The 26282-nt window shown below is 58.2% G+C and carries 22 protein-coding genes; 17 read left to right on the top strand and 5 right to left on the bottom strand.

Features of this window, described 5'->3' with window-relative positions:
• The first annotated feature begins 113 nt into the window (after positions 1–113).
• The 7 genes from FFH21_RS19610 to FFH21_RS19580 all read left to right on the top strand — a co-directional run bounded on the left by FFH21_RS19610 (position 114) and on the right by FFH21_RS19580 (position 7932).
• Entirely contained in the window at positions 114–641 is a 528-nt protein-coding gene (locus tag FFH21_RS19610; RefSeq protein WP_003314637.1) for a DUF2059 domain-containing protein, read from the top strand.
• A gap of 15 nt (positions 642–656) precedes the next feature.
• The gene (locus tag FFH21_RS19605; RefSeq protein WP_011169228.1) at positions 657–950 is read left to right on the top strand and encodes a BolA family transcriptional regulator; all 294 of its coding nucleotides are present in this window, start codon (positions 657–659) and stop codon (positions 948–950) included.
• A gap of 172 nt (positions 951–1122) precedes the next feature.
• On the top strand, positions 1123–2076 hold the full coding sequence (locus FFH21_RS19600; protein ID WP_004657270.1) for a rhodanese-related sulfurtransferase: 954 nt from the start codon (positions 1123–1125) through the stop codon (positions 2074–2076).
• Between the two features lie 3 nt (positions 2077–2079).
• On the top strand, positions 2080–2712 hold the full coding sequence (locus tag FFH21_RS19595; protein ID WP_011169227.1) for a DsbA family protein: 633 nt from the start codon (positions 2080–2082) through the stop codon (positions 2710–2712).
• Complete coding sequence (locus tag FFH21_RS19590; RefSeq protein WP_004665971.1) at positions 2705–4531, top strand: ABC transporter ATP-binding protein; 1827 nt, start codon at positions 2705–2707, stop codon at positions 4529–4531. Before FFH21_RS19595 ends, FFH21_RS19590 begins: the two co-directional genes overlap by 8 nt.
• A gap of 123 nt (positions 4532–4654) precedes the next feature.
• Positions 4655–7117, top strand: a complete 2463-nt coding sequence (locus FFH21_RS19585; protein ID WP_004667825.1) for an EAL domain-containing protein — start codon at positions 4655–4657, stop codon at positions 7115–7117.
• A gap of 29 nt (positions 7118–7146) precedes the next feature.
• Positions 7147–7932: a TenA family transcriptional regulator gene (locus tag FFH21_RS19580; protein WP_011169226.1), complete on the top strand. Its 786-nt coding sequence runs from the start codon at positions 7147–7149 to the stop codon at positions 7930–7932.
• A gap of 29 nt (positions 7933–7961) precedes the next feature.
• Here FFH21_RS19580 and FFH21_RS19575 read toward each other — a convergent pair whose 3' ends face one another.
• The 5 genes from FFH21_RS19575 to FFH21_RS19555 form a co-directional block, all read right to left on the bottom strand.
• Positions 7962–8888 (bottom strand): GGDEF domain-containing protein, encoded by a 927-nt coding sequence (locus tag FFH21_RS19575; RefSeq protein ID WP_004657283.1) that lies wholly within the window; start codon positions 8886–8888, stop codon positions 7962–7964.
• 214 nt (positions 8889–9102) lie between these two features.
• Positions 9103–9843 (bottom strand): YciK family oxidoreductase, encoded by a 741-nt coding sequence (locus tag FFH21_RS19570; RefSeq protein ID WP_004665969.1) that lies wholly within the window; start codon positions 9841–9843, stop codon positions 9103–9105.
• Between the two features lie 12 nt (positions 9844–9855).
• The gene (gene mupP, locus FFH21_RS19565; RefSeq protein ID WP_004657289.1) at positions 9856–10527 is read right to left on the bottom strand and encodes an N-acetylmuramic acid 6-phosphate phosphatase MupP; all 672 of its coding nucleotides are present in this window, start codon (positions 10525–10527) and stop codon (positions 9856–9858) included.
• Positions 10528–10530: 3 nt separating this feature from the next.
• Positions 10531–11229, bottom strand: coding sequence for a bifunctional 2-polyprenyl-6-hydroxyphenol methylase/3-demethylubiquinol 3-O-methyltransferase UbiG (ubiG, locus tag FFH21_RS19560; protein WP_003369710.1), 699 nt, complete (start codon positions 11227–11229; stop codon positions 10531–10533).
• A gap of 85 nt (positions 11230–11314) precedes the next feature.
• Positions 11315–12646: a TRZ/ATZ family hydrolase gene (locus tag FFH21_RS19555; protein ID WP_011169225.1), complete on the bottom strand. Its 1332-nt coding sequence runs from the start codon at positions 12644–12646 to the stop codon at positions 11315–11317.
• 120 nt (positions 12647–12766) lie between these two features.
• Between FFH21_RS19555 and mtnA the strand changes: the two genes are divergently transcribed.
• The 10 genes from mtnA (at position 12767) to FFH21_RS19505 (ending at position 26221) form a co-directional block, all read left to right on the top strand.
• Positions 12767–13843, top strand: coding sequence for an S-methyl-5-thioribose-1-phosphate isomerase (mtnA, locus tag FFH21_RS19550; RefSeq protein WP_011169224.1), 1077 nt, complete (start codon positions 12767–12769; stop codon positions 13841–13843).
• 304 nt (positions 13844–14147) lie between these two features.
• Entirely contained in the window at positions 14148–16934 is a 2787-nt protein-coding gene (gene gyrA, locus FFH21_RS19545; RefSeq protein WP_054073123.1) for a DNA gyrase subunit A, read from the top strand.
• Positions 16935–17138: 204 nt separating this feature from the next.
• A complete protein-coding gene (gene serC / locus FFH21_RS19540) occupies positions 17139–18224 on the top strand; it encodes a 3-phosphoserine/phosphohydroxythreonine transaminase (RefSeq protein WP_005744699.1) in 1086 nt (361 codons plus the stop codon).
• Positions 18224–19318, top strand: coding sequence for a prephenate dehydratase (gene pheA, locus FFH21_RS19535; RefSeq protein WP_011169221.1), 1095 nt, complete (start codon positions 18224–18226; stop codon positions 19316–19318). Before serC ends, pheA begins: the two co-directional genes overlap by 1 nt.
• Positions 19319–19375: 57 nt before the next feature.
• Complete coding sequence (locus tag FFH21_RS19530; RefSeq protein WP_041924607.1) at positions 19376–20980, top strand: prephenate dehydrogenase/arogenate dehydrogenase family protein; 1605 nt, start codon at positions 19376–19378, stop codon at positions 20978–20980.
• Entirely contained in the window at positions 20977–21666 is a 690-nt protein-coding gene (gene cmk, locus FFH21_RS19525; RefSeq protein WP_002554563.1) for a (d)CMP kinase, read from the top strand. Before FFH21_RS19530 ends, cmk begins: the two co-directional genes overlap by 4 nt.
• A 121-nt stretch (positions 21667–21787) precedes the next feature.
• Positions 21788–23479 (top strand): 30S ribosomal protein S1, encoded by a 1692-nt coding sequence (rpsA, locus tag FFH21_RS19520; RefSeq protein ID WP_002554562.1) that lies wholly within the window; start codon positions 21788–21790, stop codon positions 23477–23479.
• Between the two features lie 320 nt (positions 23480–23799).
• Positions 23800–24096 (top strand): integration host factor subunit beta, encoded by a 297-nt coding sequence (gene ihfB / locus FFH21_RS19515; protein WP_011169219.1) that lies wholly within the window; start codon positions 23800–23802, stop codon positions 24094–24096.
• 24 nt (positions 24097–24120) lie between these two features.
• Positions 24121–24363, top strand: coding sequence for a lipopolysaccharide assembly protein LapA domain-containing protein (locus FFH21_RS19510; protein ID WP_004657309.1), 243 nt, complete (start codon positions 24121–24123; stop codon positions 24361–24363).
• 421 nt (positions 24364–24784) lie between these two features.
• Complete coding sequence (locus FFH21_RS19505; protein WP_011169217.1) at positions 24785–26221, top strand: MBL fold metallo-hydrolase; 1437 nt, start codon at positions 24785–24787, stop codon at positions 26219–26221.
• Positions 26222–26282 lie beyond the last annotated feature (61 nt).

Below are 26282 nucleotides of genomic sequence, written 5' to 3'. Positions count from 1 at the left end.
CCCGCGCAGTGCTTTTTAACCGCTGGGTGAACCGGGGGTTGAGCCAAAAGCCCAGATAAGCGCAGAATGGTCGGCCCTGGGGTAATGCCTCGTTTGCTAGATAAGGAAACTCGATGACCCGTCTTCGTGCCATTTGTACCGCGGTAGCCCTGGTCTGTGCCAGCGGCCAGGTCTTCGCCGACACCGCCAGTCACAACGCGAGCGCCGAAACGTTCCTGAAGCTTGCCAACGCCGATCGCCTGGGCGCTCCGGTCTATGCGCAGGTTCAGCAGATGTTCGCTCAGCGTTTTGCTGAAACCAAGGCACCTGCATCGAAAAAAGCCCTGCTTGAAACCTATCAGGCCAAGGCCAACACCGCTCTGGACCAGGCTATTGGCTGGAACAAGCTCAAGCCTGAGATGGTCAAGCTGTACACTGCCAACTTCACCGAAAGCGAGCTGAAGGATCTGGTTGCGTTCTACCAGTCTCCGCTGGGCAAGAAAGTGATGACCAAAATGCCTGAGCTGGCTCAGCAATCGGCCCAACTGACCCAAAGCAAGCTGGAAAGCGCAGTGCCGGTCGTCAACAAACTTCTGGCTGACATGACTGCCGAACTGGAACCTGCCAAGGCAGCCGCTCCAGCTCCTGCCAAAAAGCCCTGACAGGCGATTGCTGCCATGACCATGCAACAACGAATCGAGTCGGCGCTTGCGCTGCTGCAACCGCACCATCTGCAAGTGCTCGACGAGAGCCACATGCATAGTCGTGGTCAGCAGACCCATTACAAGGCTGTTCTGGTCAGTGATCAGTTTCAGGGCCTGAATTCGGTCAAGCGGCACCAGAAGGTTTACGCCACGCTGGGTGCCCTGATGGGCGATTTTCATGCGCTGGCGTTGCACACTTACACGCCTGAAGAATGGTCGAAGGTCGGTGCAGCGCCTGCTTCACCGACCTGTGCTGGCGGTCACTGATCAGGGTTTTTGGCTGATTTGCGCCCTTTTACCGGGGCTATTGATCCGCTGACCTGCCTGCTGCACTCCGGTTTTTGCTAGAATCCGCACCGCGCCGCCTGGCCGGTGCGTTTTTTTGTCCGCACATTTTTACCCGGTAGGCCCTTTGCGAGGGTCGCCACTGGAGAGATACATGACTCAAGAGCCGATGACTCAGCCGATCGTCGTGGCCGCGCTGTACAAGTTCGTCACCCTCAGCGATTACGTGGAACTGCGCGAGCCCCTATTGCAGGCGATGGTCGACAACGGCATCAAGGGCACACTGTTGATCGCCGATGAAGGCATCAACGGCACGGTGTCCGGCAGCCGCGAAGGCATCGACGGCCTGATGGCCTGGTTGAAGAGCGATCCGCGCCTGATCGACATCGATCACAAGGAATCCTACTGCGACGAGCAGCCGTTCTATCGCACCAAGGTCAAGCTCAAGAAAGAGATCGTGACCCTGGGCGTAGAGGGTGTCGACCCCAACAAGAGCGTCGGCACATACGTCGAGCCCAAGGACTGGAACGCCCTGATCACTGACCCTGAAGTGCTGCTGATCGATACCCGCAACGATTATGAGGTCTCGATTGGCACCTTTGAGGGTGCCATCGATCCGAAGACCACGTCTTTTCGCGAGTTTCCGGAATACATCAAGGCGCATTTCGACCCGGCGGTGCACAAGAAGGTCGCCATGTTCTGTACCGGTGGCATTCGCTGCGAAAAAGCCTCCAGTTACATGCTGGGCGAAGGTTTTGAAGAGGTCTATCACCTCAAGGGCGGGATTCTCAAATATCTGGAAGAAGTCCCCGAGCAGGAAAGTCAGTGGCGCGGCGAGTGTTTCGTGTTCGACAACCGGGTTACGGTGCGCCACGACCTGACAGAAGGCGATTATGATCAATGCCATGCCTGCCGCACGCCGATCAGTGCCGAGGATCGCGCCAGCGAGCATTACTCACCGGGTGTCAGCTGCCCGCATTGTTGGGATTCGCTGAGCGAGAAGACTCGTCGCAGCGCCATCGACCGGCAAAAACAGATCGAACTGGCCAAGGCACGTAACCAGCCCCATCCGATTGGTCGCAACTATCGTTTGCCCTCCGAGGCCTGAGCCATGTCTGCCCGCCTGATCTATATCATGGACCCTATGTGCTCCTGGTGCTGGGGCTTCGCTCCGGTTGCCGACGCGTTGGTGCAACAGGCTCGGGCAGCGGGCGTGCCGCTGCATCTGGTCATGGGCGGTCTGCGCTCTGAGGGTGCAGCGCTGGAACCGGCCAAGCGTCGTTACATTCTCGAGCACTGGCAGGCGGTCGAAGAGGCCACCGGCCAGCCGTTTCTTCGCGAGGGTGCGCTGCCGGAAGGGTTTGTCTACGACACCACGCCTGCCTGTCTGGCCGTCACTGCGGCACGGCAGTTGGACCCGGACCGCGCCTGGGAACTGGTCGGGCTGATTCAGCGGGCTTTCTATAGCGAAGGTCGTGACGTAACACGCCCTTCATTGCTGGCCGAACTGGCCGAGCAGGCGGGGCTGTCGCGTCAGGCATTTGCCGACGAATTCGAGAGTAAGGAGCGGCAAGCTGCCACGGCAGCTGATTTCGCCAGGGCGCAGGATCTGGGCATCGCCGGTTTTCCGACCCTGCTTGCCGAGCGTAACGGCCAGTTGGCGCTGTTGACCAACGGTTATCAGCCGTTGAGCAGCCTTTCGCCCTTGCTGGGTCGATGGCTGGAGCGTGCAGCCAGTGCGTGATGAATCGCCCGATGCCGCCCGGCAGTCGCAAGCCAAGCATGGCGATGCGTTGAGTTGGGCCGAGATCCGGCGTCTTGCGTTGCGTCATAAAAAAGCCCTGTGGCTGGCCAATGGTGTCGCAGTTCTGGCGACACTGTGCAGCGTGCCGATCCCGTTGTTGCTGCCGTTGCTGGTTGACGAAGTGCTGTTGGGGCGCGGCGATGCGGCACTGAAAGTCATGAATCACTTGCTGCCTGACGGCCTGCAAAAGGCGGCGGGCTACATCGGCCTGATGCTCTTGCTGACTCTGGTGCTGCGTGTCGGAGCGCTGGTGTTCAACGTTCTGCAGGCGCGGCTGTTTGCCGGGCTGGCCAAGGATATCGTCTACCGTATCCGGCTACGTTTGATCGAACGGCTCAAGCGCATTTCCCTGCGTGAGTACGAAAGCCTGGGCAGCGGCACGGTGACTACGCATCTGGTGACCGACCTGGACACGCTGGACAAGTTTGTCGGCGAAACCCTCAGCCGACTGCTGGTAGCCACGCTGACGCTGGCAGGCACGGCGGGCATTCTGATGTGGATGCACTGGAAGCTGGCGCTGCTGATTATGCTGTTCAACCCGCTGGTGATTCTGCTCACGGTGAAGCTGGGCAAGCGGGTCAAGCATCTCAAGAAGCTGGAAAACGACAGCACGTCGCGTTTTACCCAGGCGCTGAGTGAAACACTGGATGCGATTCAGGAAGTCAGGGCGGGTAATCGACAGGGTTTCTTCCTCGGTCGGCTGGGCATGCGGGCGCAGGAAGTGCGGGATTACGCCATCAATTCGCAATGGAAAAGCGACGCCTCGGGGCGTGCCAGCGGGCTGCTGTTCCAGTTCGGTATCGATATCTTTCGTGCCGCCGCAATGCTCACGGTGTTGTTCTCGGACCTGTCGATCGGGCAGATGCTCGCGGTGTTCAGCTACCTGTGGTTCATGATGACGCCGGTTGAGCAACTGTTGAATCTGCAATACGCCTATTACGCGGCGGGTGGTGCTCTGACGCGTATCAACGAGCTGCTGGCGCGTGCCGATGAGCCGCAATATGTCGGCGGGACTGACCCCTTCGCAGGGCGCGAGACCGTGGGGGTCGAGGTGCGTGGCCTGAGTTTCGGTTATGGCGAAGACCTGGTGCTGGATCAGTTGAACCTGAGCATCGCGCCGGGTGAAAAAGTCGCCATCGTCGGTGCCAGTGGTGGCGGCAAGAGCACCTTGGTGCAGTTGCTGCTGGGCTTGTACACGGCCCGCACCGGAGTGATCCGTTTTGGCGGCGTCAGTCAGCAGGATATCGGTCTGGACACTGTGCGCGAGAACGTTGCCGTGGTACTGCAGCATCCCGCCCTGTTCAATGACACGGTGCGCGCCAACCTGACCATGGGTCGTGACTGCAGCGACGAAGCCTGCTGGCGTGCGCTGGAAGTTGCGCAACTCGATTCTGCGATCCGCGATCTGCCACAAGGTCTGGACAGCGTGGTAGGGCGCTCCGGGGTCAGAATGTCGGGTGGCCAGCGTCAGCGCATGGCCATCGCACGCATGGTATTGTCCGACCCTAAAGTGGTTATCCTCGATGAAGCTACCTCGGCGCTGGACGCGGCTACCGAGTACAACCTGCATCAGGCCCTCGCACGTTTTCTGCGTAGTCGCACAACGCTGATCATCGCGCACCGCCTGTCGGCCGTGAAGCAGGCTGACCGGGTGCTGGTGTTTGATGGCGGGCGGATTGTCGAAGACGGCGGACACCAACAGTTGATTGCCGATGGAGGTCTTTACGCAAAGCTGTACGGACACTTGCAACAAATCTGATGTGCGATGCTTCGATCAGCGCACAGGTTGGCTCGATTGCGGGAGAATCACCTGCCATCATTCACGAATCTAGCCTAGTCTCTGCGCTAGACGTTTATTCAGGCATGTGGTGAGGTGAAACCCATGAAACAACCATGGACCTTCTCCAAGCCCCGTCTGTTGGGCATCGTATGGCCATTCATTGCCGTCGCGCTGTTTCAGGCATTGCTGGGGTGTGTCAGCCTCTACACCATGTCTGCGGTGCGCAGCTATGTGGCGGGCGAGAGTCTCTGGTCCAAGGGCCAGAAAGATGCCATCCATTACCTGAGCCTATACGCCATCACGCATGATGAGCGTGACTATCTGAAGTATCAAAACGCCTTTTCCGTTCCTCAGGGTGGTCACGCCTTGCGCAAGGCGCTCGATCAGCCCATTCCTTCCATGGCAGATGCCAGGGCCGGGATCATCCAGGGCGGCAATCACCCCGATGACGCTAATGGCATCATCTGGATGTACCTGAACTTCCATAACTTCAGCTTCATGAAGCAGGCCATTCACTTTTGGGAGGTGGGTGATGGCTACCTCATACAGCTCAATGAGCTTGCCCGGCATATTCACGACCGGGTCGGTGAGGGCGGCGTATCTGCCGCCGAGGTCAATCAGTGGCGAGTGCAGATCAATGTCATCAATGAAGGGGTAACGCCCGCAGCACGGGCGTTCAGTGATGCGCTGGGCGAGGGGTCCAGGTTTATCCTCAACCTGCTGATTGCGGTCAATCTGGTCACCGCCGTTTTACTGATTCTTCTGGCGCTGCTGCGTGTGCGTCGTCTGATTGTCCAGCGGCGCGTGTTTGCTGATGCCCTGCAACTTGAGAAAGAGCGCGCCCAGATTACCCTGGAGTCCATCGGCGACGGGGTGATCACCATCGACGTGGCCGGGGCCATTGTCTATATGAACCCTGCAGCCGAGGGCCTGACGCACTGGAAAAGCACCCAGGCCAGCGGGCTTCCGCTGACAGCGCTGTTCAATCTGCTGGATGAAAACGATCAGAAGGACACCTCGACGCTGGTCGAACAGATCGTCACCGGCAAGCTCAAGGGCGGCAGCGCCAACAGCAAGCTTATCCAGCGGCTGGATGGCAGTACGGTCTCGGTAGCACTGGTCGGTACGCCGATCTACAACGAGGGGGTGGTCAGCGGGGCGGTGCTGGTACTGCATGACATGACACAGGAGCGTCAGTACATCGCCGATCTGTCATGGCAGGCCGCCCATGATCCGCTGACCGGGCTGGTCAATCGCAGTGAATTCGAGCATCGCCTGCAGCGGGTACTGGATGGTATTGACGATCAGGCGAGCAGCCACTGTCTGATGTTTCTTGACCTGGACCAGTTCAAACTGGTCAATGACACCGGTGGTCATGCGGCGGGCGATGAGCTGCTGCGCCAGCTTTGCCGGGCACTGCCGCAGGGCTTGCGCGACGGTGACACACTGGCCCGGCTGGGAGGTGACGAGTTCGGCGTGTTGCTGGTCGATTGCCCTGCCGACACGGCCCTCGATATAGCCGAGGGGTTGCGCGAGATCGTGCAGACCCTGCATTTCATGTGGAAAGGTCGGCCATTCATGACTACCGTAAGTATCGGTCTGGTGCAGCTCGGCGATACACCCGCCACGCTTGAAGGGTCGTTGTCTGCTGCCGACATGGCCTGTTATATGGCCAAGGAGAGAGGCCGCAACCGGGTTCAGGTCTACAGTGTTGACGACCTGACCCTGTCGATGCGTTTCGGCGAGATGGCCTGGATACAACGTCTGCACATGGCAATGGATGAAAATCGCTTTTGCCTTTATGCGCAGGAAATCGCTTCGATCAAAGGTGAAGGCGATGAGGTGCGGCACATAGAAATCCTCCTGCGCCTGCGTGATGAGTCCGGACGAATGGTGGTTCCGGACAACTTTATCCCGGCTGCCGAGCGCTACGGCCTTATGACGACGCTGGATCGTTGGGTGGTGCACAATGTCTTCAAAGTGATCGCCCAATGCCAGAGTGATGATCGGCATCAGGCACCGCAGGCGCTATGTGCTATAAATTTGTCAGGTTCAAGTATCGGCGATGATACGTTCCTCGAATACCTGAAACAGCAGTTCAAGGCATTTGCCGTATCGCCCGGAATGATCTGTTTCGAGATCACTGAAACCAGTGCCATTGCAGACCTGGACAGCGCGATTCGCTTTATCAACGAGTTGAAGGGGCTGGGCTGTCAGTTTTCCCTTGATGATTTCTGTTCGGGCATGTCGTCCTTTGCCTATCTCAAACACTTGCCTGTGGATTTTCTGAAAATCGATGGCAGTTTTGTAAAGGACATGCTCGACAATCCGATCAACAAGGCTATGGTCGAGGTCATCAACAATATTGGTCATGTGATGGGCAAACGCACCATTGCTGAGTACGTAGAAACGCCGCAGATAGAGTTTGCGTTGCAGGAAATGGGCGTGGATTTTGCACAAGGGTATCTGATATCACGCCCTGAATTGTTCACTTGCGAGAGTCTGTACATTCAGCCCGTACGGCCTGACCCCCTGATGTTCGGCGCGCCAGGAACGCTACGTTAATCAGTTGAAACCCTATAAGGAGATACCCAGTGATCGACACTTTCGAGAGAACCGGTCCGCTCATGGAAGCCAGCAGTTATCCGGCCTGGGCGCAGCAGTTGATCAAGGATTGCAGCGCTGCAAAGGCACGGGTGGTCGAGCACGAGTTGTACCAGCAGATGCGTGACGCGAAGCTGAGTCCGCAGATCATGCGCCATTACCTGATCGGCGGTTGGCCGGTTGTCGAGCAGTTCGCGGTGTACATGGCCAAGAACCTCACCAAGACCCGCTTTGGTCGTCATCCTGGCGAAGACATGGCGCGCCGCTGGCTGATGTTCAATATTCGCGTCGAACTCAATCATGCTGACTACTGGGTGAACTGGTGTGCAGCGCACGATGTGACGCTTGAAGACCTCCACGATCAACGGGTTGCGCCTGAGCTGCACGCACTGAGCCACTGGTGCTGGCAGACCAGCTCTTCGGACTCACTGGCTGTTGCGATGGCGGCCACCAACTATGCCATTGAAGGAGCGACGGGCGAGTGGTCGGCAGTGGTCTGTTCCAATGGTGCGTACGCCGAAGCATTCCCTGAAGAAACCCGCAAGAAAGCCATGAAATGGCTCAAGATGCATGCACAGTATGACGACGCGCACCCTTGGGAGGCGCTCGAGATCATTTGCACGTTGGTGGGCGATAAACCGAGCCTGCAGCTGCAAGCTGAGCTGCGTCAGGCCGTTACCAAGAGTTACGATTACATGCATTTGTTCCTGGAGCGCTGCATGCAGCTGGACAAGGTCAAGCCTGCGCGTGGGCGTGTTGCCGCGCTGGAAGTATAGAGGCTGGGCGAGAAAGGCAGGAAAGAGTGTTAGCTGGCCATGGCAAGACGGTTGCGACCTTCGCGTTTAGCAACATACAGGGCGTTGTCGGCCCTGCGCAGCAGGCTGTCGGCGGTTTCTGTCGGCAGCAGTGTTGAGCATCCCAGGCTGACGGTCATGGTCAGGGCTGGGTCAAGCTCGCGAAACTCGAGGTTCCGCACGGCCTGACGCAGGCGTTCGCCGATCAGTTCAGCCGAACTGGCTCCGGTGTTGGAAAGAATCACCACGAACTCTTCACCGCCATAGCGGAACACACGATCGATATTGCGCAGTTGCGCTTTCAGGCTTTGCGCAACGGTTTTCAGTACATCATCGCCAGTATGATGGCCGTACTCATCGTTCACTTTCTTGAAATGATCTATATCCAGCATCAGCAATGAAAGCGGTTGCTTGTGACGACGCGATATCTCTATCTCGCGAGCCAGGCCCTGATCCATTGCGATACGGTTACCGGTACTGGTCAAAGGGTCGCGCAACGCTGTCTGTGTCGCAATGCGATACAGCAGGGCGTTCAGCAGCGGGTACACCAGACAGACCAGCAACGATTCAAGGTCGCTCAGCTGCCGGGTATCAAATGGCTTGGCGCCTTGAAACTCCAGCTCACCGATGCACTTGCCCTCGTGACGCAGGTGAAAGGTGGCGCTGTCGGATGACATCTCGCCCAGACGCAGATTCAGGTCACTTTCGATATGTCGATAGGCCAGACCACTCAATGGCAGGAACCGTTGCACACCCTGAAAAAACAGGGTCAGTATCCGCTCGGCTTCCAGGCTGGTCTGCAATTGTCGCCCAAGCTGATAAACCAGCTCGGGCAGTGACGGGGGTGGAAGTATGGCGTCGGGTCGATTTCGAAAACCCAGGCGTTGCAGTTCAGCCGTATCGAAATCGATTGCATGGGTCTGGGTAGGAAAATTCATCTCTTCGCTCCTCAGCACATATTGCTGGCTTGGCTGGGTTAGAGGGGATGTCGTGCCATTCGGTTCATTTTTGCCCGGACTTATTAAAATCAGTGGTTTAGCTGACGCCATCTCTCTGACAGTGAGGGCGAGTCGGCAATTCCTTGACTTAAAATGCCGCTAAAAACGCCTGCCGTGACAGTTTTTCGTCACGGCAATGTCTGGTTATTTTTGCTCACTGAGCATTCAGCGCCTGCCCGTTTATGCCCTTACTGTCCGGTCCCATCAAGTACAGGTAGACCGGCATGATGTCTTCAGGCGCGGGATTGTTCTGCGGGTTTTCGTCAGGGTAGGCCTGCGCACGCATACCGGTGCGGGTAGCGCCCGGGTTGATGCTGTTGGCCCGCAAACTGGTGACGCCTTCAAGCTCGTCGGCGAGGGTTTGCATCAGGCCTTCGGTAGCAAATTTCGATACCCCGTACGCGCCCCATTGCGCGCGGCCTTTGCGACCAACGCTGCTGGAAGTGAAGGCCACCGATGCATCAGTCGAGCGCCGAAGCAGTGGCAGCAATGCCTGGGTGAGCATGAAGGTGGCATTGACGTTGACGTGCATGACCTGCATGAAGTCTTCGCCTGGCAGGTGTTCCACTGAAGTGCGCGGTCCGATGATCGAGGCGTTGTGCAGCAGCCCGTCAAGACGGCCGACTTTGCGCTCGATCATGGTCGCCAGGTCGTGATACTGCGCGGGGTCGGCGCTTTCCAGATCGAAGGGTATGACCAACGGCAGCAGATGACCTGCTGCCTGTATCTCGTCATGGACCTGAGCCAGGCTGGCTTCAGTTCTGCCCAGCAGCAGAACAGTCGCGCCATGCGCTGCGTAGGTTTTTGCGGCTGCAGCACCGATGCCGCGAGCGGCACCGGTTACCAGAATGATCCGGCCCTTGAGCAGTTCCGGGTGCGCTGAGTAGTCAAACATGTAAAACCTCGTTCAGCAGCTGCACAGTGCGTTATCCAGCACCTTGCGCAGTTCCAGCGGATGATCGACCACCACGTCGGCACCCCAGTGATCAGGATTGTCGTCGGGGTGGATGTAGCCGTAGCGCACGGCAGCAGTCTTGGTGCCTGCGTCGCGGCCGGACTCAATGTCGCGCAGATCGTCGCCTACGAACAGGACGCTGGCCGGGTCGAGGTCGAGCATCTTGCAGGCCAGAATCATCGGCTCGGGGTGTGGCTTGCTGTGCGTGACGTGGTCCGGGCAGATCAGTACGGCGGAGCGTTCGGCCAGGCCGAGCTGTTCCATGATCGGCTGAGCGAAGCGCACCGGCTTGTTTGTCACCACGCCCCAGATCAGGCCGGCCTTCTCGATGTCGACCAGCAGCTCGCCCATGCCATCGAACAGTCTGCTGTGAACGGCGCAGTCACGCTGATAGCGCTCCAGAAACTCCAGGCGCAATGCCTCGAATTGTGGATCTTCAGGGGACATTGTAAAGGTGGCCGCCACCATGGCTCTGGCACCGCCGGAAACTTCGTCACGGATCAGTTTGTCCGGTACCGCAGGCAGGTTGCGGTCGGCCAGCATTGCCTGGGCAATGGCGATGAAGTCCGGTGCGGTGTCGAGCAGGGTGCCGTCCATGTCGAATAAAACCGCTCTCAGGCGCATCTGTCATGCCTCCCGCAGGGTCTGGATCATGTAGTTGACGCCGACGTCGGAGGTCAGCTTGTAATGCTTTGTCAGCGGATTGTAGGTCAGGCCGATAACGTCCTTGACTTGCAGACCGGCGTCACGGCTCCAGGCGCCCAACTCGGAAGGGCGGATGAATTTCTTGAAGTCGTGGGTGCCGCGTGGCAGCAGATTGAGGATGTATTCGGCGCCGACCACGGCGAACAGGTACGCTTTCGGGTTGCGGTTGATGGTCGAGAAGAACACCTGGCCGCCTGGCTTGACCATGCGGTAGCAGGCGCGGATCACCGAGGAGGGGTCCGGCACGTGCTCGAGCATTTCCAGGCAGGTCACCACATCGTACTGCTCGGGCATTTCTTCGGCCATGTCCTCGGCGGTGATCTGCCGATACTCGACGCTGACACCCGATTCGAGCTGATGCAGTTGTGCGACGGCCAGCGGCGCTTCGCCCATGTCGATGCCGGTCACCGTTGCGCCGCGCAGGGCCATCGCCTCGCTGAGAATGCCGCCGCCGCAGCCGACGTCGAGCACCTTCTTGCCTGCCAGGCCGACACGCTCGTCGATCCAGTTGACGCGCAGCGGATTGATGTCATGCAGCGGCTTGAATTCGCTTTCGCGGTCCCACCAGCGATGGGCCAGGGCCTCGAATTTAGCGATTTCTGCGCGGTCGACGTTGCTCATGGGTGTCCCTCTTGAACTCAAAATTCTTTTTCATCAGTCAGGCTTATAGATAAGCCTGACTGACATGTGTTCGGTCCGAATCGAATTATTCGGCTTTACCGGAAATACGCTGGCCCCACGCAATCGCGGTGTCGCGCAGTGCGGGTTCATCCATGCGAGTCAGCCGGCGTGCGTCGAGCAATTGCTTGCCGGCCACCCAGACATGGCTCACGCAATCGCGGCCAGTGGCATATATAAGCTGCGACACCGGGTCGTAGATCGGTTGCTGGGCCAGACCCGACAGGTCGAACGCGACCATGTCCGCCGCCTTGCCGATCTCCAGCGAGCCGGTCTCGGCCTGAATACCCAGGGCGCGAGCGCCGTTCAGCGTCGCCATGCGCAGCGCACGGTGTGCATCCAGTGCTGTGGCCGAACCGGCGACAGCCTTGGCCAGCAAGGCGGCGGTGCGGGTTTCGCCGAGCAGGTCCAGGTCATTGTTGCTGGCGGCACCGTCGGTGCCCACCGCAACATTCACTCCGGCCTGCCACAGCCGTTCGACCGGGCAGAAACCGCTGGCCAGCTTGAGATTGGATTCTGGGCAATGAATCACGTTGGTATTGCTTTCCACCAGCAGGGCCAGATCGTCGTCGTTGATCTGCGTCATGTGCACGGCCTGGAAGCGCGGGCCGAGCATGCCCAGCCGATTCAAGCGGGCGAGAGGGCGCTCCTGGCGCTGTTCGACAGCCTGTTCGACTTCGAATGCGGTCTCATGGACATGCATCTGAATCATGGCGTCCAGTTCATCGGCGATAACCCGGACCTTCTCCAGATTCTCGTCGCCCACGGTGTAGGGCGCATGCGGGCCAAAGGCGATCTTGATGCGTGGATGATGGGCGAGGTCGTTGAACAGCTCGATACCGTTGTGCAGTGCTTCATCCGTTGTGTGAGCCCCCGGAATCGGGAAATCCAGTACCGGAACGGTGATCTGCGCGCGCATGCCGCTGGCGTGGACGCGCTCGGCAGCCACCTTGGGGTAGAAATACATGTCCGAGAAGCAGGTGATGCCGCCCTTGAGCTGCTCGGCGATGGCCAGGTCGGTGCCATCGCGAACGAAGTCTTCGTTGACCCATTTGCCTTCGGCGGGCCAGATATGGTCCTGCAGCCAGGTCATCAGTGGCAGGTCATCGGCCAGCCCGCGAAACAGTGTCATGGCTGCATGACCGTGGGCGTTGATCAGGCCTGGGCTGAGCAGCATGCCGGGAAGCTCCTGCACCTGCACTGCGTTTTGCCTCAATGCCTCGGTTCGCGGCCCTATATAGACGATACAGCCGTCGCGCACGCCGATGCCGTGGTCCTTGAGCACCACGCCTGCGGGCTCGACCGGCACCAGCCAGGCGGGCAGGAGCAAAAGGTCGAGCGGTGCTGTAGCGTTCGGCATGAGAAGGTTTCCATCGTTTATTACGTTGATGGCGAAGTATACCCGAGCGTCTTCGCAGGCGGCTCGCTATAATCAGCGGCTTTTGATGCTGGGTTTCGGATGTTCAAGATGGAGTTGGCGATGCGCGATCGACTGTTGGCTGCAGAGAAAGTTAAGGCCATCGATTGGCGAGACGACGCTCTGTACCTGCTGGACCAGCGGGTACTGCCGTTCGAGGAAGTCTGGCACCGCTATACCACCGCCGAGGGAGTCGCCGAGGCGATTCGCACGATGGTCGTGCGCGGGGCACCGGCTATCGGTATCAGTGCCGCCTACGGTGCGGTGCTGGGCGCACGTGCGCGCATTGCCGAAGGCGGGGACTGGTATCCGGCGCTGGAAGAAGACATGCAGTTGCTGGCCGACTCACGCCCGACCGCCGTGAACCTGTTCTGGGCGCTGAACCGGATGCGTGATCGTCTGATGCGTGTGAAGGACGGTGACGATCCGCTCGTGGCCCTTGAGGCAGAATCCGTGGCGATTCACTTGAGTGATCGCGAGGCCAATCTGACCATGGCGCAACTGGGCGCCGACCTGATCCGCAGGCATCAAGGCAACTTGCAGACGGTGCTCACCCACTGCAATACCGGAGCGCTGGCCACCGGTGGGTTCGGGACTGCGCTGGGCGTGATCCGCGCAGCGCATCTGGAAGGCATGATCGAGCGGGTTTATGCCGATGAAACCCGGCCCTGGCTGCAGGGGTCGCGGCTTACCGCCTGGGAACTGGCCAATGAAGGCATCCCGGTCACCCTGAATGCAGACTCCGCCGCTGCGCACCTGATGCGTACCAAGGGGATTACCTGGGTTATCGTCGGGGCTGATCGCATCACCGCCAATGGCGACGTGGCGAACAAGATCGGCACCTATCAGCTTGCCGTAGCCGCGATGCACCACGGGGTGCGCTTCATGGTGGTGGCACCGAGCTCGACCATCGACATGGAAATGGCCAGTGGCGACGACATCATCATTGAAGAGCGCGACGGCCGTGAGCTGCTTGAAGTGGGCGGTCAGCGGGTCGGTGCACAGGTCGAGGCCTTCAATCCGGTGTTCGATGTGACACCGGCAGACCTGATCGATGCGATTGTGACCGAGAAGGGCATTGTCGAGCGTCCCGATACCGCCCGGATGGCGCAATTGATGAGCCGTAAACATCTTCACTGATGCGGTCGGGCTCGAGCCGTTGCCGCTGTGCAATGCGGCTGGGCGGGCCTGTAAGCGTTTCTCAGGCGTCTTGCACACCGGTGGCTCGTTTTCAGCGCCTGCAAAGGATGTGAGCGCCTCGGCGATTGTGGTAATATCCGGCGGTTATCGGGGACACTGATTGTAGTCGCCCACGCTGCGTAGATTCATGGCATAACTTGTTGATTTGTCGTAAGTCGCTGCCCTGCACATGCTGGCAGCGGCGAGCTTCGTATACCCCGAATGGGTTTGCGAGGTTTCACCAGAAAAAGGAATCAGGCTTCTCATGGGCGAACTGGCCAAAGAAATCCTCCCGGTCAATATCGAAGACGAGCTGAAGCAGTCCTACCTCGACTACGCGATGAGCGTAATCGTCGGTCGAGCACTGCCCGATGCGCGCGACGGCTTGAAGCCCGTGCACCGGCGCGTGTTGTTCGCAATGAGCGAGCTGGGTAACGACTGGAACAAGCCGTACAAGAAATCCGCCCGTGTGGTTGGTGACGTGATCGGTAAGTATCACCCGCACGGCGATACAGCCGTGTACGACACCATCGTTCGTATGGCTCAGCCATTCTCGCTGCGCTACCTGCTGGTAGACGGTCAGGGCAACTTCGGTTCGGTCGATGGCGACAACGCTGCGGCCATGCGATACACCGAAGTGCGCATGACCAAGCTGGCGCACGAGCTGCTGGCCGACCTGCACAAGGAAACCGTGGACTGGGTGCCGAACTACGACGGCACCGAAATGATCCCCGCGGTCATGCCGACCCGTATTCCCAACCTGCTGGTCAACGGTTCCAGCGGTATCGCCGTGGGCATGGCGACCAACATTCCGCCGCACAACCTTGGTGAAGTCATCGACGGTTGCCTGGCACTGATCGACAACCCCGAGTTGACGATCGATGAGCTGATGCAGTACATCCCCGGCCCGGATTTCCCGACAGCGGCGATCATCAACGGCCGTGCGGGTATCATCGAAGCCTATCGTACGGGTCGTGGACGCATTTACATGCGTGCCCGCTCCATCGTCGAAGACATCGACAAGGTCGGCGGACGTCAGCAGATCGTCATCACCGAACTGCCGTACCAGCTTAACAAGGCACGTCTGATCGAGAAGATCGCCGAGCTGGTCAAGGAAAAGAAACTCGAAGGCATTACCGAGCTGCGTGACGAGTCCGACAAGGACGGTATGCGCGTGGTCATCGAGCTGCGTCGTGGCGAAGTGCCAGAGGTTGTTCTCAACAACCTTTATGCCCAGACCCAGCTGCAAAGCGTTTTCGGTATCAACATCGTTGCCCTGATTGACGGCCGTCCACGCATCCTGAACCTCAAGGACCTGCTGGAAGCCTTTGTTCGTCACCGTCGCGAAGTGGTTACCCGCCGTACCGTATTCGAGCTGCGCAAGGCGCGTGAGCGTGGCCATATCCTTGAAGGTCAGGCTGTTGCGTTGTCCAACATCGACCCGGTCATCGCCCTCATCAAGGCCTCTCCGACACCTGCAGAAGCCAAGGAAGCGTTGATCAAGACGCCTTGGGAATCAAGCGCAGTGGTCGAAATGGTCGAGCGTGCAGGTGCCGATTCGTGCCGCCCTGAGAACCTGGACCCGCAATACGGTCTGCGTGAAGGCAAGTATTTCCTGTCACCGGAACAGGCTCAGGCCATTCTGGAACTGCGTCTGCATCGCCTGACCGGTCTGGAACACGAGAAGCTGCTGGGCGAGTACCAGGAAATCCTCAACCAGATCGGCGAGCTGATCCGCATCCTCAACAGCGCAACGCGCCTGATGGAAGTGATCCGCGAAGAGCTGGAAGTGATCCGCTCCGAGTACGGCGATGCCCGTCGTACCGAGATTCTCGATGCACGTCTGGACCTGACCCTGGGTGACCTGATCACCGAAGAAGAGCGTGTGGTCACCATCTCCCATGGCGGCTATGCCAAGACCCAGCCATTGGCGGTCTATCAGGCTCAGCGTCGTGGGGGCAAGGGCAAATCGGCCACCGGCATCAAGGATGAGGATTACATTGCTCACCTGCTGGTCGCCAACAGCCACACGACACTGCTGATGTTCTCCAGCAAGGGCAAGGTGTACTGGCTCAAGACCTATGAGATCCCGGAAGCGTCCCGCGCTGCCCGTGGTCGTCCGTTGGTCAACCTGTTGCCGCTGAGCGACGGCGAATACATCACCACCATGCTGCCGGTTGACCTCGAAGCCATGCGCAAGCGTGCCGACGAAGAAGGCGAAGCCCTTGAAGGCGAGCTGGACGACGCGGAAAACAGCAGCGAGACCGAAGAAGAGCGCAAGGCCTGTATCAAGGCCGCCGACAAGAAGAAGGCTCCGTTCATCTTCATGTCCACCGCCAACGGTACCGTCAAGAAGACCCCGCTGGTTGCATTCAGTCGTCAACGCAGCTCGGGCCTCATTGCCCTTGAACTGGACGAGGGCGACATCCTGATCTCCGCTGCCATTACCGATGGCGAACAGGAAATCATGCTGTTCTCCGATGGCGGCAAAGTGACCCGCTTCAAGGAATCCGATGTGCGCGCCATGGGGCGTACCGCTCGCGGCGTGCGGGGCATGCGTCTGTCAGAAGGGCAAAAGCTCATTTCGATGCTGATCCCGGAAGAAGGCAGCCAGATCCTCACCGCTTCCGAGCGCGGCTACGGCAAGCGTACGGCCATTTCCGAGTTCCCTGAGTACAAGCGCGGCGGTCAGGGTGTCATCGCCATGGTCAGCAACGAGCGTAACGGCCGTCTGGTTGGCGCAGTTCAGGTGCTTGATGGCGAAGAAATCATGCTGATTTCCGATCAGGGCACGCTGGTGCGTACCCGGGTCGGCGAAGTGTCCAGTCTGGGCCGTAACACTCAGGGCGTGACCCTGATCAAGCTGGCCAGCGACGAGAAACTGGTCGGTCTGGAGCGTGTTCAGGAGCCGTCGGAAGTCGAAGGCGAAGAGCTTGAAGGCGAAGAAGTTATCGACGGCGTGATTGTCGATGCCGCTGAAGCTGAAGTGGGCGACGCCGGTGAAGACCTGCAAGCGGACGCTGCGCCAGACGAAGACGAACCGCAGAACTGAGTTGTAACGTAAATCAGGTAAGGGCTGGCTCGTCTGTGAGTGCATCTGCATTCCAGGCAAGTCCAGCCCTTGCGACATTCGGCCAGCCCTGCAGCCGGATCAGAATTTCAGCAAGGAGCTGCCAGTCGCTGTGGCGTCTGTCTGCTCGTGGCAAGCAACCAGAAACAAGCGCGTACAGACCCAACGTATTTGACGAGAGTGGATATGAGCAAGCGAGCCTTTAACTTCTGCGCAGGTCCTGCTGCGCTTCCTGAAGCTGTTCTGCTGCGTGCCCAGGCGGAACTCCTCGACTGGCACGGCAAAGGCCTTTCCGTCATGGAAATGAGCCACCGCAGTGACGAGTTCGTCTCCATTGCCACCAAGGCCGAGCAGGATCTGCGCGATCTGCTGTCCATCCCCTCCAATTACAAAGTGCTGTTCCTGCAAGGCGGCGCGAGCCAGCAGTTCGCGCAGATTGCGCTGAACCTGCTGCCGGAAAACGGCAAGGCCGACTACATCGATACCGGCATCTGGTCGCAGAAGGCTATCGACGAGGCATCGCGCTACGGCACGGTCAACGTCGCCGCCAGCGCCAAACCTTACGACTACTTTGCCATTCCCGGTCAGAACGAATGGAAGCTGTCCAAGGATGCTGCCTACGTTCACTACGCGCCAAACGAAACCATTGGCGGTCTGGAATTCAACTGGATTCCTGAAACGGGCGACGTGCCACTGGTGGCTGACATGTCTTCGGACATCCTCTCGCGTCCGGTGGACATCTCGCGTTTCGGCATGATCTACGCCGGTGCCCAGAAGAACATTGGCCCGAGCGGCATCGTGGTGGTGATCATTCGTGAAGACCTGCTGGGCCGCGCACGTTCGCTGTGCCCGACCATGCTCGACTACAAAGTCGCTGCCGACAATGGCTCGATGTACAACACGCCGCCGACTCTCGCCTGGTACCTGTCGGGGCTGGTCTTCGAATGGCTCAAGGAGCAGGGCGGTGTCGAGGCAATCGGCAAGCGCAACGATATCAAGCAGCGCACGCTGTATGACTTCATCGACGCCAGCGAGCTGTACAGCAACCCGATCAACAAGCCTGATCGTTCGTGGATGAACGTACCGTTCCGTCTGGCTGACGATCGCCTCGACAAGCCTTTCCTGGCAGGTGCTGATGCAAACGGCCTGCTCAACCTCAAAGGCCATCGCTCGGTGGGCGGCATGCGTGCGTCCATCTACAACGCGGTCGATATCAACGCGGTCAACGCGCTGGTGGCCTACATGAAAGATTTCGAGAAGGAGCACGGCTGATGTCCGAGCAAGAACTCAAGGCGCTTCGCGTCCGTATCGACAGCCTCGATGAGAAAGTTCTGGAGCTGATCAGCGAGCGTGCCCGCTGCGCCCAGGAAGTGGCCAGGGTCAAGATGTCCTCGCTGGCCGAAGGTGAAGTGCCTGTGTTCTACCGTCCGGAGCGTGAAGCTGCGGTGCTCAGGCGAGTCATGGACCGCAATCGCGGGCCGTTGAGCAATGAAGAAATGGCGCGTCTGTTCCGCGAAATCATGTCTTCCTGTCTCGCGCTTGAGCAGCCGCTCAAGGTCGCCTATCTCGGCCCTGAGGGTACATTTACCCAGGCCGCCGCGATGAAGCACTTCGGGCATGCAGTCATCAGTCTGCCGATGGCTGCGATTGACGAAGTGTTTCGTAAAGTGGTTGCCGGTGCCGTGAATTTTGGCGTGGTCCCGGTGGAAAACTCCACCGAAGGCGCGGTCAACCACACGCTCGACAGCTTTCTTGAGCACGACATGGTGATCTGTGGAGAAGTCGAGCTGCTTATCCACCACCATTTGCTGGTTGGCGAAAGCACCAAGACGCAAAGCATTTCGCGCATTTATTCTCACGCTCAGTCGCTGGCCCAGTGCCGCAAATGGCTGGATGCTCATTACCCGAATGTCGAACGTGTGGCCGTTGCCAGCAACGCCGAAGCCGCCAAGCGGGTCAAGGGCGAGTGGAATTCGGCGGCTATCGCTGGCGATATGGCGGCAGGCCTGTATGGCCTGACCCGTCTGGCGGAAAAGATCGAAGATCGTCCGGACAACTCCACACGCTTTCTCATTATCGGTAATCAGGAAGTCCCGCCGACCGGCGATGACAAGACCTCGATCATTGTGTCGATGAGCAACAAGCCGGGTGCGCTGCACGAGCTGCTGGTGCCGTTTCACGAGAGCGGTCTGGACCTGACACGCATCGAAACCCGCCCGTCGCGCAGTGGCAAGTGGACTTACGTGTTTTTCATCGACTTTGTCGGCCATCACCAGGACCCGCTGGTCAAGGCTGTGCTGGAAAAAATCAGCAGTGAAGCCGTTGCCTTGAAGGTGCTGGGTTCCTACCCGAAAGCGGTTCTTTGAGGGCGTTGTGCATGATCCGTTTGTTTGTTGTTTTGTCGGGCTGTCAGGTGTGTTCGCGTGGTTGATGTGATTTCGGAACAACCTGCCCGGCCGTTGATCGGTCGTCTGGTGGTCGTGGGGCTTGGGCTGATCGGCGGCTCCTTTGCCAAGGGCGTGCGCGAAAGCGGCCTGTGTCGCGAAGTCGTCGGCGTCGATCTTGATCCGCAGTCGCGAAAGCTGGCTGTCGAACTGGGGGTAGTGGATCGCTGTGAGGCCGATCTTGCCGTGGCCTGTCATGGTGCCGACGTGATTCAGTTGGCGGTGCCGATCCTGGCTATGGAAAAGCTCCTCGCGCTGCTTGCGCCGCTGGATCTGGGTAACGCAATTCTCACCGATGTCGGCAGTGCCAAAGGCAATGTGGTCAGCGCTGCGCGCCAGGCATTCGGCCATATGCCGACACGTTTTGTGCCCGGGCATCCGATTGCCGGGTCCGAGCAGAGCGGCGTTGAAGCATCCAATGCGGCGCTGTTCAGGCGTCATAAAGTCATTCTGACTCCGCTGGCTGAGACCGATCCTCAAGCGGTGGCGATTGTCGACCGGTTGTGGTCTGCCTTGGGCGCCGATGTCGAGCACATGCAGGTCGAGCGTCACGATGAGGTATTGGCTGCAACCAGCCATCTGCCGCATTTGCTGGCATTCGGTCTGGTCGACTCACTGGCCAAGCGTAATGAAAACCTGGACATATTCAGGTATGCCGCTGGCGGTTTCCGTGATTTCACGCGTATCGCAGGCAGCGATCCGACCATGTGGCACGACATCTTCATGGCCAATCGGCAGGCAGTACTGCGCACGCTGGACAGCTTTCGTACGGATCTCGATGCCTTGCGCGATGCGGTAGACGCTGGTGATGGCGCACAACTGAAGGATGTGTTCACCCGCGCTCGCGCAGCCAGGGAGCACTTCGGCAGAATTCTGGCCAGTCGTGCCCGGGTCGATACAGCGTCTGGCGACCATCGTGAGGTTCGCGGCGGGCCTGCGGATGGCGTGAGCCACCATATCAAAGGGCCGGTGGATGTCATGTCTGCGGTGCTGTTCATGGTGGCGACGTCGATCAGCGAAGGGTGCGACTTGCTGCTCGAGGACGTTCCGGTCAGTTCCCCTTGTGAAGGGGTGATCGATATCCTGCGCCTGATGGGCGGCGACATCGTGCTGCAAAATGTCCGCAAGCTGGCGAGCGGGACGCTCGCAGACCTGCATGTCCGCTCCGCCCGGCTGAAAGGGGCTGATATTCCTGAAGCGCTGGTGCCATTGGCGATCAATACATTTCCGGTGCTGCTTGTTGCCGCAGCGTGTGCAGAAGGGCGTACCATTCTGCGCGGCGCACAGGCGCTGCAAGCCGACGAGTCAGAGTGCGTCAGGCTGATGGCCGATGGTCTGCTGGCTCTGGGTATCGAGGCCGAGCCTGTGCTGGATGGCATTATTATCGAAGGCGGTGTGCCAGGTGGCGGCGAGGTTGATGCTCGCAGCGATCAGCGTATCGTCATGGCGTTTCGCGTTGCATCGTTGAGGGCTTCGGCGCCCATCCGTATTCAAGCGTGCGCGGATGCCGCCGCATCGTTTCCCCATTTTCTGGCGCTGTGCGCTCAGGTTGGCATGCGTGTAGCGCAAGAGGACAAAAAGTGAAAATCAAAGCTCCCGTTATCACCATCGACGGACCCAGCGGTTCCGGAAAGGGCACTGTAGCCGGGTTGCTGGCCAGAAAACTCGGCTGGTGCCTGCTTGATTCCGGTGCGCTGTATCGCCTGCTGGCTTTTGCTGCGCGCAATCATGGCGTCGACCTGACCAATGAAGAAGCGCTCAAGCTTCTGGCCGCTCATCTGGATGTGCAGTTCGAAGCGACTGCGGCGGGGCAGGGGCAGCGCATCATTCTGGAAGGCGAGGATGTCACCCATGCCATTCGCAACGAGCAGGTCGGCAGCGGCGCGTCGCAGGTGGCTTCGCTGCCGGCGGTGCGCGACGCCTTGCTGTTGCGCCAGCGCGCTTTTCAGGAGGAGCCGGGCCTTGTTGCAGATGGTCGCGACATGGGCACCGTGGTGTTCCCGGATGCACCACTGAAGATATTCCTCACTGCCAGTGCCGAGGAGCGTGCGCGCAGGCGTTACTTGCAGTTGAAGGCCAAGGGCGATGATGTTAGTCTGTCGAGTCTGCTAGATGAGATATGTGCACGCGACGAGCGTGACACCCAGCGAGCGGTAGCCCCGCTGAAGCCGGCGCACGACGCCATACAGCTGGATTCCACTGAATTGTCCATCGAGCAGGTGCTGGAACGCATTCTGAGCGAAATCGCGCTTCGCGGTATCGCCGGATGACGAAGAAGCGTGTGGGAGACCAGTCATAGTCCCGCAGGTTTTCTTTTACTTGAACGAAACCCACGTTGTCTGGAGCGTGGCAGATGGGCGTATTCTTCGCCCTTGATCAACAGGAATTAAAATGAGCGAAAGCTTTGCAGAACTTTTTGAAGAAAGCCTAAAGACCCTCAACCTTCAGGCTGGTTCGATCATCACCGCTATCATCGTGGATATCGACTACCAGGCAGGTTGGGTTACGGTTCACGCCGGTCTGAAATCTGAAGGCCTCATCCCGCTGGAACAGTTCCACAACGACGCTGGCGAGCTGACCATCAAGATCGGCGATGAAGTTCACGTTGCGCTGGACGCGGTCGAAGATGGCTTTGGCGAAACCAAGCTGTCCCGCGAAAAAGCCAAGCGTGCCGAGTGCTGGATCGTTCTGGAAGCGGCTTTCGCAGCTGAAGAAGTGGTCAAGGGCGTTATCAACGGTAAGGTTAAAGGCGGCTTCACTGTCGACGTTAACGGCATCCGTGCGTTCCTGCCTGGTTCTCTGGTTGACGTCCGCCCTGTGCGTGACACGACTCACCTGGAAGGCAAAGAGCTCGAGTTCAAGGTCATCAAGCTGGACCAGAAGCGCAACAACGTTGTCGTTTCCCGTCGCAGTGTCCTGGAAGCCGAGAACAGTGCCGAGCGCGAAGCTCTGCTCGAGTCCCTGCAGGAAGGCCAACAGGTCAAGGGTATCGTCAAGAACCTCACCGATTACGGCGCATTCGTCGATCTGGGTGGCGTCGATGGCCTGCTGCACATCACCGACATGGCCTGGAAGCGCATCAAGCATCCATCGGAAATCGTCAACGTTGGCGATGAGATCGATGTAAAGGTCCTGAAGTACGATCGCGAGCGCAATCGTGTTTCCCTGGGTCTGAAGCAACTGGGTGAAGATCCATGGGTTGCTATCAAGGCTCGCTACCCGGAAAGCACCCGCGTTACCGCGCGTGTTACCAACCTGACCGACTACGGCTGCTTCGCAGAGCTGGAAGAAGGCGTGGAAGGCCTGGTACACGTTTCCGAAATGGACTGGACCAACAAGAACATCCACCCTTCGAAAGTCGTTCAGGTTGGCGACGAAGTGGAAGTCATGGTTCTGGACATCGACGAAGAGCGTCGTCGTATCTCCCTCGGCATCAAACAGTGCAAATCCAACCCATGGGAAGATTTCTCTGGCCAGTTCAACAAGGGCGATAAAATCTCCGGCACCATCAAGTCGATCACCGATTTCGGTATCTTCATTGGTCTGGACGGCGGCATCGACGGCCTGGTTCACCTGTCCGATATCTCCTGGAACGAAGTGGGCGAAGAAGCCGTACGTCGCTTCAAGAAGGGCGACGAGCTCGACACCGTGATCCTGTCTGTTGATCCTGAGCGTGAGCGCATCTCGCTGGGTATCAAGCAGCTGGAAAGCGATCCGTTCTCCGAGTACGTCACTGTCAATGACAAGGGCGCTATCGTTCGCGGTATCGTTAAAGAAGTTGACGCCAAAGGCGCCATCATCACCCTGGCCGACGACATCGAAGCGACCCTCAAAGCCTCCGAAATCAGCCGTGACCGCGTTGAAGACGCGCGTAACGTTCTGAAAGAAGGCGAAGAGATCGAAGCCAAGATCATCAGCGTTGACCGCAAGAGCCGCGTAATCAGCTTGTCCATCAAGTCGAAAGACGTTGAAGACGAGAAAGAAGCTATTCAGAGCCTGCGTAGCAAGCCTGAAGTCGCTGAAAGCACTGGTCCTACCACCATTGGTGACCTGCTGCGCGCGCAAATGGAAAAACAGAACTAAGTTCTGCTTGACCACAAAAAGGACGACTTCGGTCGTCCTTTTTTATTTCTGCTGCTAAGGCCTTACAGGCCCTTGTTTCAGGAATGTCTGCACATGCACTGCCCTAGCTGCCAAATGTCCTCAGTGGCCTCTCAGGCCGTCTCTATTCTTCGAATGCTTCAGCTCCCTTCCGATACGTCTCGCCTGTAATGTGGGTGTAATCTTTTCATGCCTGGTAGACAGTGTTGAACATAAGTCAATAGATGGGCTGTTCAAATTCATCCGGTCATGCTAAAACCTTCCAAGCGCTGATCTAGCTGCTTGAAAAAGAAGGGAAAAATATGACGAAGTCGGAGTTGATCGAACGAATTGTCACCCATCAAGGGCTGCTCTCATCCAAGGATGTCGAGCTGGCCATCAAGACCATGCTTGAACAAATGTCCCAGTGCCTGGCGACCGGTGACCGAATTGAAATTCGGGGCTTTGGCAGCTTTTCGCTGCATTACCGTGCACCGCGAGTAGGGCGCAACCCGAAGACCGGTCGGTCGGTCAGCCTCGACGGCAAGTTTGTCCCGCATTTCAAGCCGGGCAAAGAGCTGCGGGATCGGGTCAATGAGGATGAAGAAGAGGGCTTTTGAAGCCATTCACCACAGGATCATCAGATGCGTATCTTCAAACGAGTCATTTTGATCGTCGCCGTGTTGCTTGCTGTTTTGGCAACAGCCGTGTTCGTTCTTGAAAACCGGCAATCTGTCGCGGTAACTTTTTTCGGCTGGTCAGCGCCTCAGCTTCCGTTGGCATTGCCTGTTGTCCTCGCTCTGCTGCTGGGCATGATTATCGGCCCAGTGCTGACATGGATAACCAGTCTTCGAAAAAAACGTGCGCCTTCCCCTCGCTCCGTCTGAGCATCACAGCAGCGCTGATCAGGCGTCGCCGCAGGCATTTCTGGCGACGTGATATGCGCATTCTCCACGCCCTTGCGCTCAATTGAATGCCATGCGGCGTTTTGAGGCTGGCGTGTAATTTATGTCTATAGTCGGTATTTTTCAAAAAAAGCCGACTTATAATTCTGTCAGTTTATTTTTATGTTTTACGAGGAATAGTTACTTCGGTATGTAGGAATATTCTCTTTTTTAATTAAGGTGCCCATTCTAAAGGGCTATCCGGTTATCTTCTTTAGCAGCGTCTATTGCTGCTGTTCTGACGGCTTTGTGTCAAGTCTTGAAAATAAGCCTTTCACGTGCAGAATGCGCCGAAATTTACTGTTCAGATCCGATGCCGGATGTTGCAAACATCAAGTGAAGGCTGGCAAGAAAAGGTGACTGCATGTCTTATCCGGAAATTATTCATCATGGTGCTGTCGATACGGTAACGGGCTCATGCCATCAACTGTGTATGGATGTCTCGAGTAACCTGTTGATCGACTGCGGCTCGGTGCAGGAGCGCGGTGAGCGTGCCGCCTCGTTCGGGTTCGATCCCGAGACGATCAGGGCGCTGCTGGTCACCCATGTGCACAATGACCATGTCGGACGTATCCCCGAGTTGCTGGCCTCTGGCTACAAGGGACCCATACTGTGCAGCGAGCCCAGTGCTCATCTGCTGCCACTGGTCATGGAAGATATTCTGAAGATCGAGTTTGCGCATGACCCCGAACAAATACAGCGCTACCTGGAACTCATCAACAAGAGAATCATCGCGCTGCCATTCGATAACTGGTTCAGTCTGGTCGATCACGAAACATTGCACTGTCGGGTTCGTCTGCAGCGTGCCGGACATATACTCGGTTCTGCTTATATCGAGTGCGATCTGCATTACCCTGTGCAAGAGCGTTCCATGCGTTTGGTGTTCTCCGGTGATCTGGGCGCAAGTCATACACCGTTTCTGCCCGCCCCCAAGCCTCCGGAGCGAGCGGATGTTCTGATTCTGGAAAGCACTTACGGTGATCGCCTTCACGAGGATCGCAGCATTCGCCAGCAAGCACTTGAGCAGATCATTGACAAGGCACTCGAAGATAACGGCACCGTTCTGATACCTGCGTTCAGCATCGGCCGTACTCAGGAATTGCTCTACGAGCTGGAGGACATTCTGCGGCGCAAAATGCCGTTGAATCACTCTGTCGAAAACAGTGCGCTCCCGGCTGGAGGTGAAGTACCGCCTGCCGATTGGTCGAGATTGCCGATCATTCTTGACTCACCTCTGGCGAGCCGGTTCACGAAGGTTTATCAGGCATTCGAAGACTATTGGGATGAGGATGCCCGGCTAAGGCTTGACGCTGGCAGAAAGCCGCTGGGTTTCGAGCAGCTGATCACCGTCGATACGCATGAGGAGCACCTGCGTACCGTCAACTACCTGACCAGCACTGCGCGTCCGGCCATCGTGATTGCCGGCAACGGCATGTGCGCCGGCGGCAGAATTGTCAATTACCTGAAAGCCATGTTGGGCGATGCCAGGCATAACGTGGTGTTTGTCGGCTATCAGGGCAAGGGAACACCCGGTGCAGCCATCCAGATGCACGGTCCTTTGGGTGGCTATGTCGAACTCGACCGTGAACGCTTTGATATCCACGCAGGGGTTCATACTGCCAAAGGCTACTCCGCCCATGCGGATCAGGCAGGACTTGTCAGTTTCGTGACCGGCATGAAAGAGTGGCCTGCGCAGATTCGACTGGTGCATGGCGAGGCAACTGCGAAAAAGATGCTGGGGAATATTCTGGGTCGTAAATACGCGCTTGAAAAAAGAACCGTGGAGCTGCTTATTCCTTGAGGCGCGAGCGCGCTAGTTACGGTTGGGGTGTAATTGAATTTTCAAGGTGTGCACCTGACCC

The organism is Pseudomonas sp. KBS0707 (assembly GCF_005937945.2).
GTDB lineage: Bacteria > Pseudomonadota > Gammaproteobacteria > Pseudomonadales > Pseudomonadaceae > Aquipseudomonas > Aquipseudomonas amygdali.
This window is presented reverse-complemented; position numbering and strand designations above follow the sequence as displayed.

Coding starts and splice junctions, on each gene's coding strand:
- ihfB (WP_011169219.1), top strand. CDS start 23,800: ATGACGAAGTCGGAGTTGATCGAACGAATTGTCACCCATCAAGGGCTG.
- FFH21_RS19575 (WP_004657283.1), bottom strand. CDS start 8,888: ATGAATTTTCCTACCCAGACCCATGCAATCGATTTCGATACGGCTGAA.
- mupP (WP_004657289.1), bottom strand. CDS start 10,527: ATGCGCCTGAGAGCGGTTTTATTCGACATGGACGGCACCCTGCTCGAC.
- FFH21_RS19510 (WP_004657309.1), top strand. CDS start 24,121: ATGCGTATCTTCAAACGAGTCATTTTGATCGTCGCCGTGTTGCTTGCT.
- serC (WP_005744699.1), top strand. CDS start 17,139: ATGAGCAAGCGAGCCTTTAACTTCTGCGCAGGTCCTGCTGCGCTTCCT.
- mtnA (WP_011169224.1), top strand. CDS start 12,767: ATGCGCGATCGACTGTTGGCTGCAGAGAAAGTTAAGGCCATCGATTGG.
- gyrA (WP_054073123.1), top strand. CDS start 14,148: ATGGGCGAACTGGCCAAAGAAATCCTCCCGGTCAATATCGAAGACGAG.
- FFH21_RS19505 (WP_011169217.1), top strand. CDS start 24,785: ATGTCTTATCCGGAAATTATTCATCATGGTGCTGTCGATACGGTAACG.
- FFH21_RS19585 (WP_004667825.1), top strand. CDS start 4,655: ATGAAACAACCATGGACCTTCTCCAAGCCCCGTCTGTTGGGCATCGTA.
- FFH21_RS19555 (WP_011169225.1), bottom strand. CDS start 12,646: ATGCCGAACGCTACAGCACCGCTCGACCTTTTGCTCCTGCCCGCCTGG.
- FFH21_RS19570 (WP_004665969.1), bottom strand. CDS start 9,843: ATGTTTGACTACTCAGCGCACCCGGAACTGCTCAAGGGCCGGATCATT.
- FFH21_RS19595 (WP_011169227.1), top strand. CDS start 2,080: ATGTCTGCCCGCCTGATCTATATCATGGACCCTATGTGCTCCTGGTGC.
- pheA (WP_011169221.1), top strand. CDS start 18,224: ATGTCCGAGCAAGAACTCAAGGCGCTTCGCGTCCGTATCGACAGCCTC.
- FFH21_RS19605 (WP_011169228.1), top strand. CDS start 657: ATGACCATGCAACAACGAATCGAGTCGGCGCTTGCGCTGCTGCAACCG.
- FFH21_RS19600 (WP_004657270.1), top strand. CDS start 1,123: ATGACTCAAGAGCCGATGACTCAGCCGATCGTCGTGGCCGCGCTGTAC.
- ubiG (WP_003369710.1), bottom strand. CDS start 11,229: ATGAGCAACGTCGACCGCGCAGAAATCGCTAAATTCGAGGCCCTGGCC.
- rpsA (WP_002554562.1), top strand. CDS start 21,788: ATGAGCGAAAGCTTTGCAGAACTTTTTGAAGAAAGCCTAAAGACCCTC.
- FFH21_RS19610 (WP_003314637.1), top strand. CDS start 114: ATGACCCGTCTTCGTGCCATTTGTACCGCGGTAGCCCTGGTCTGTGCC.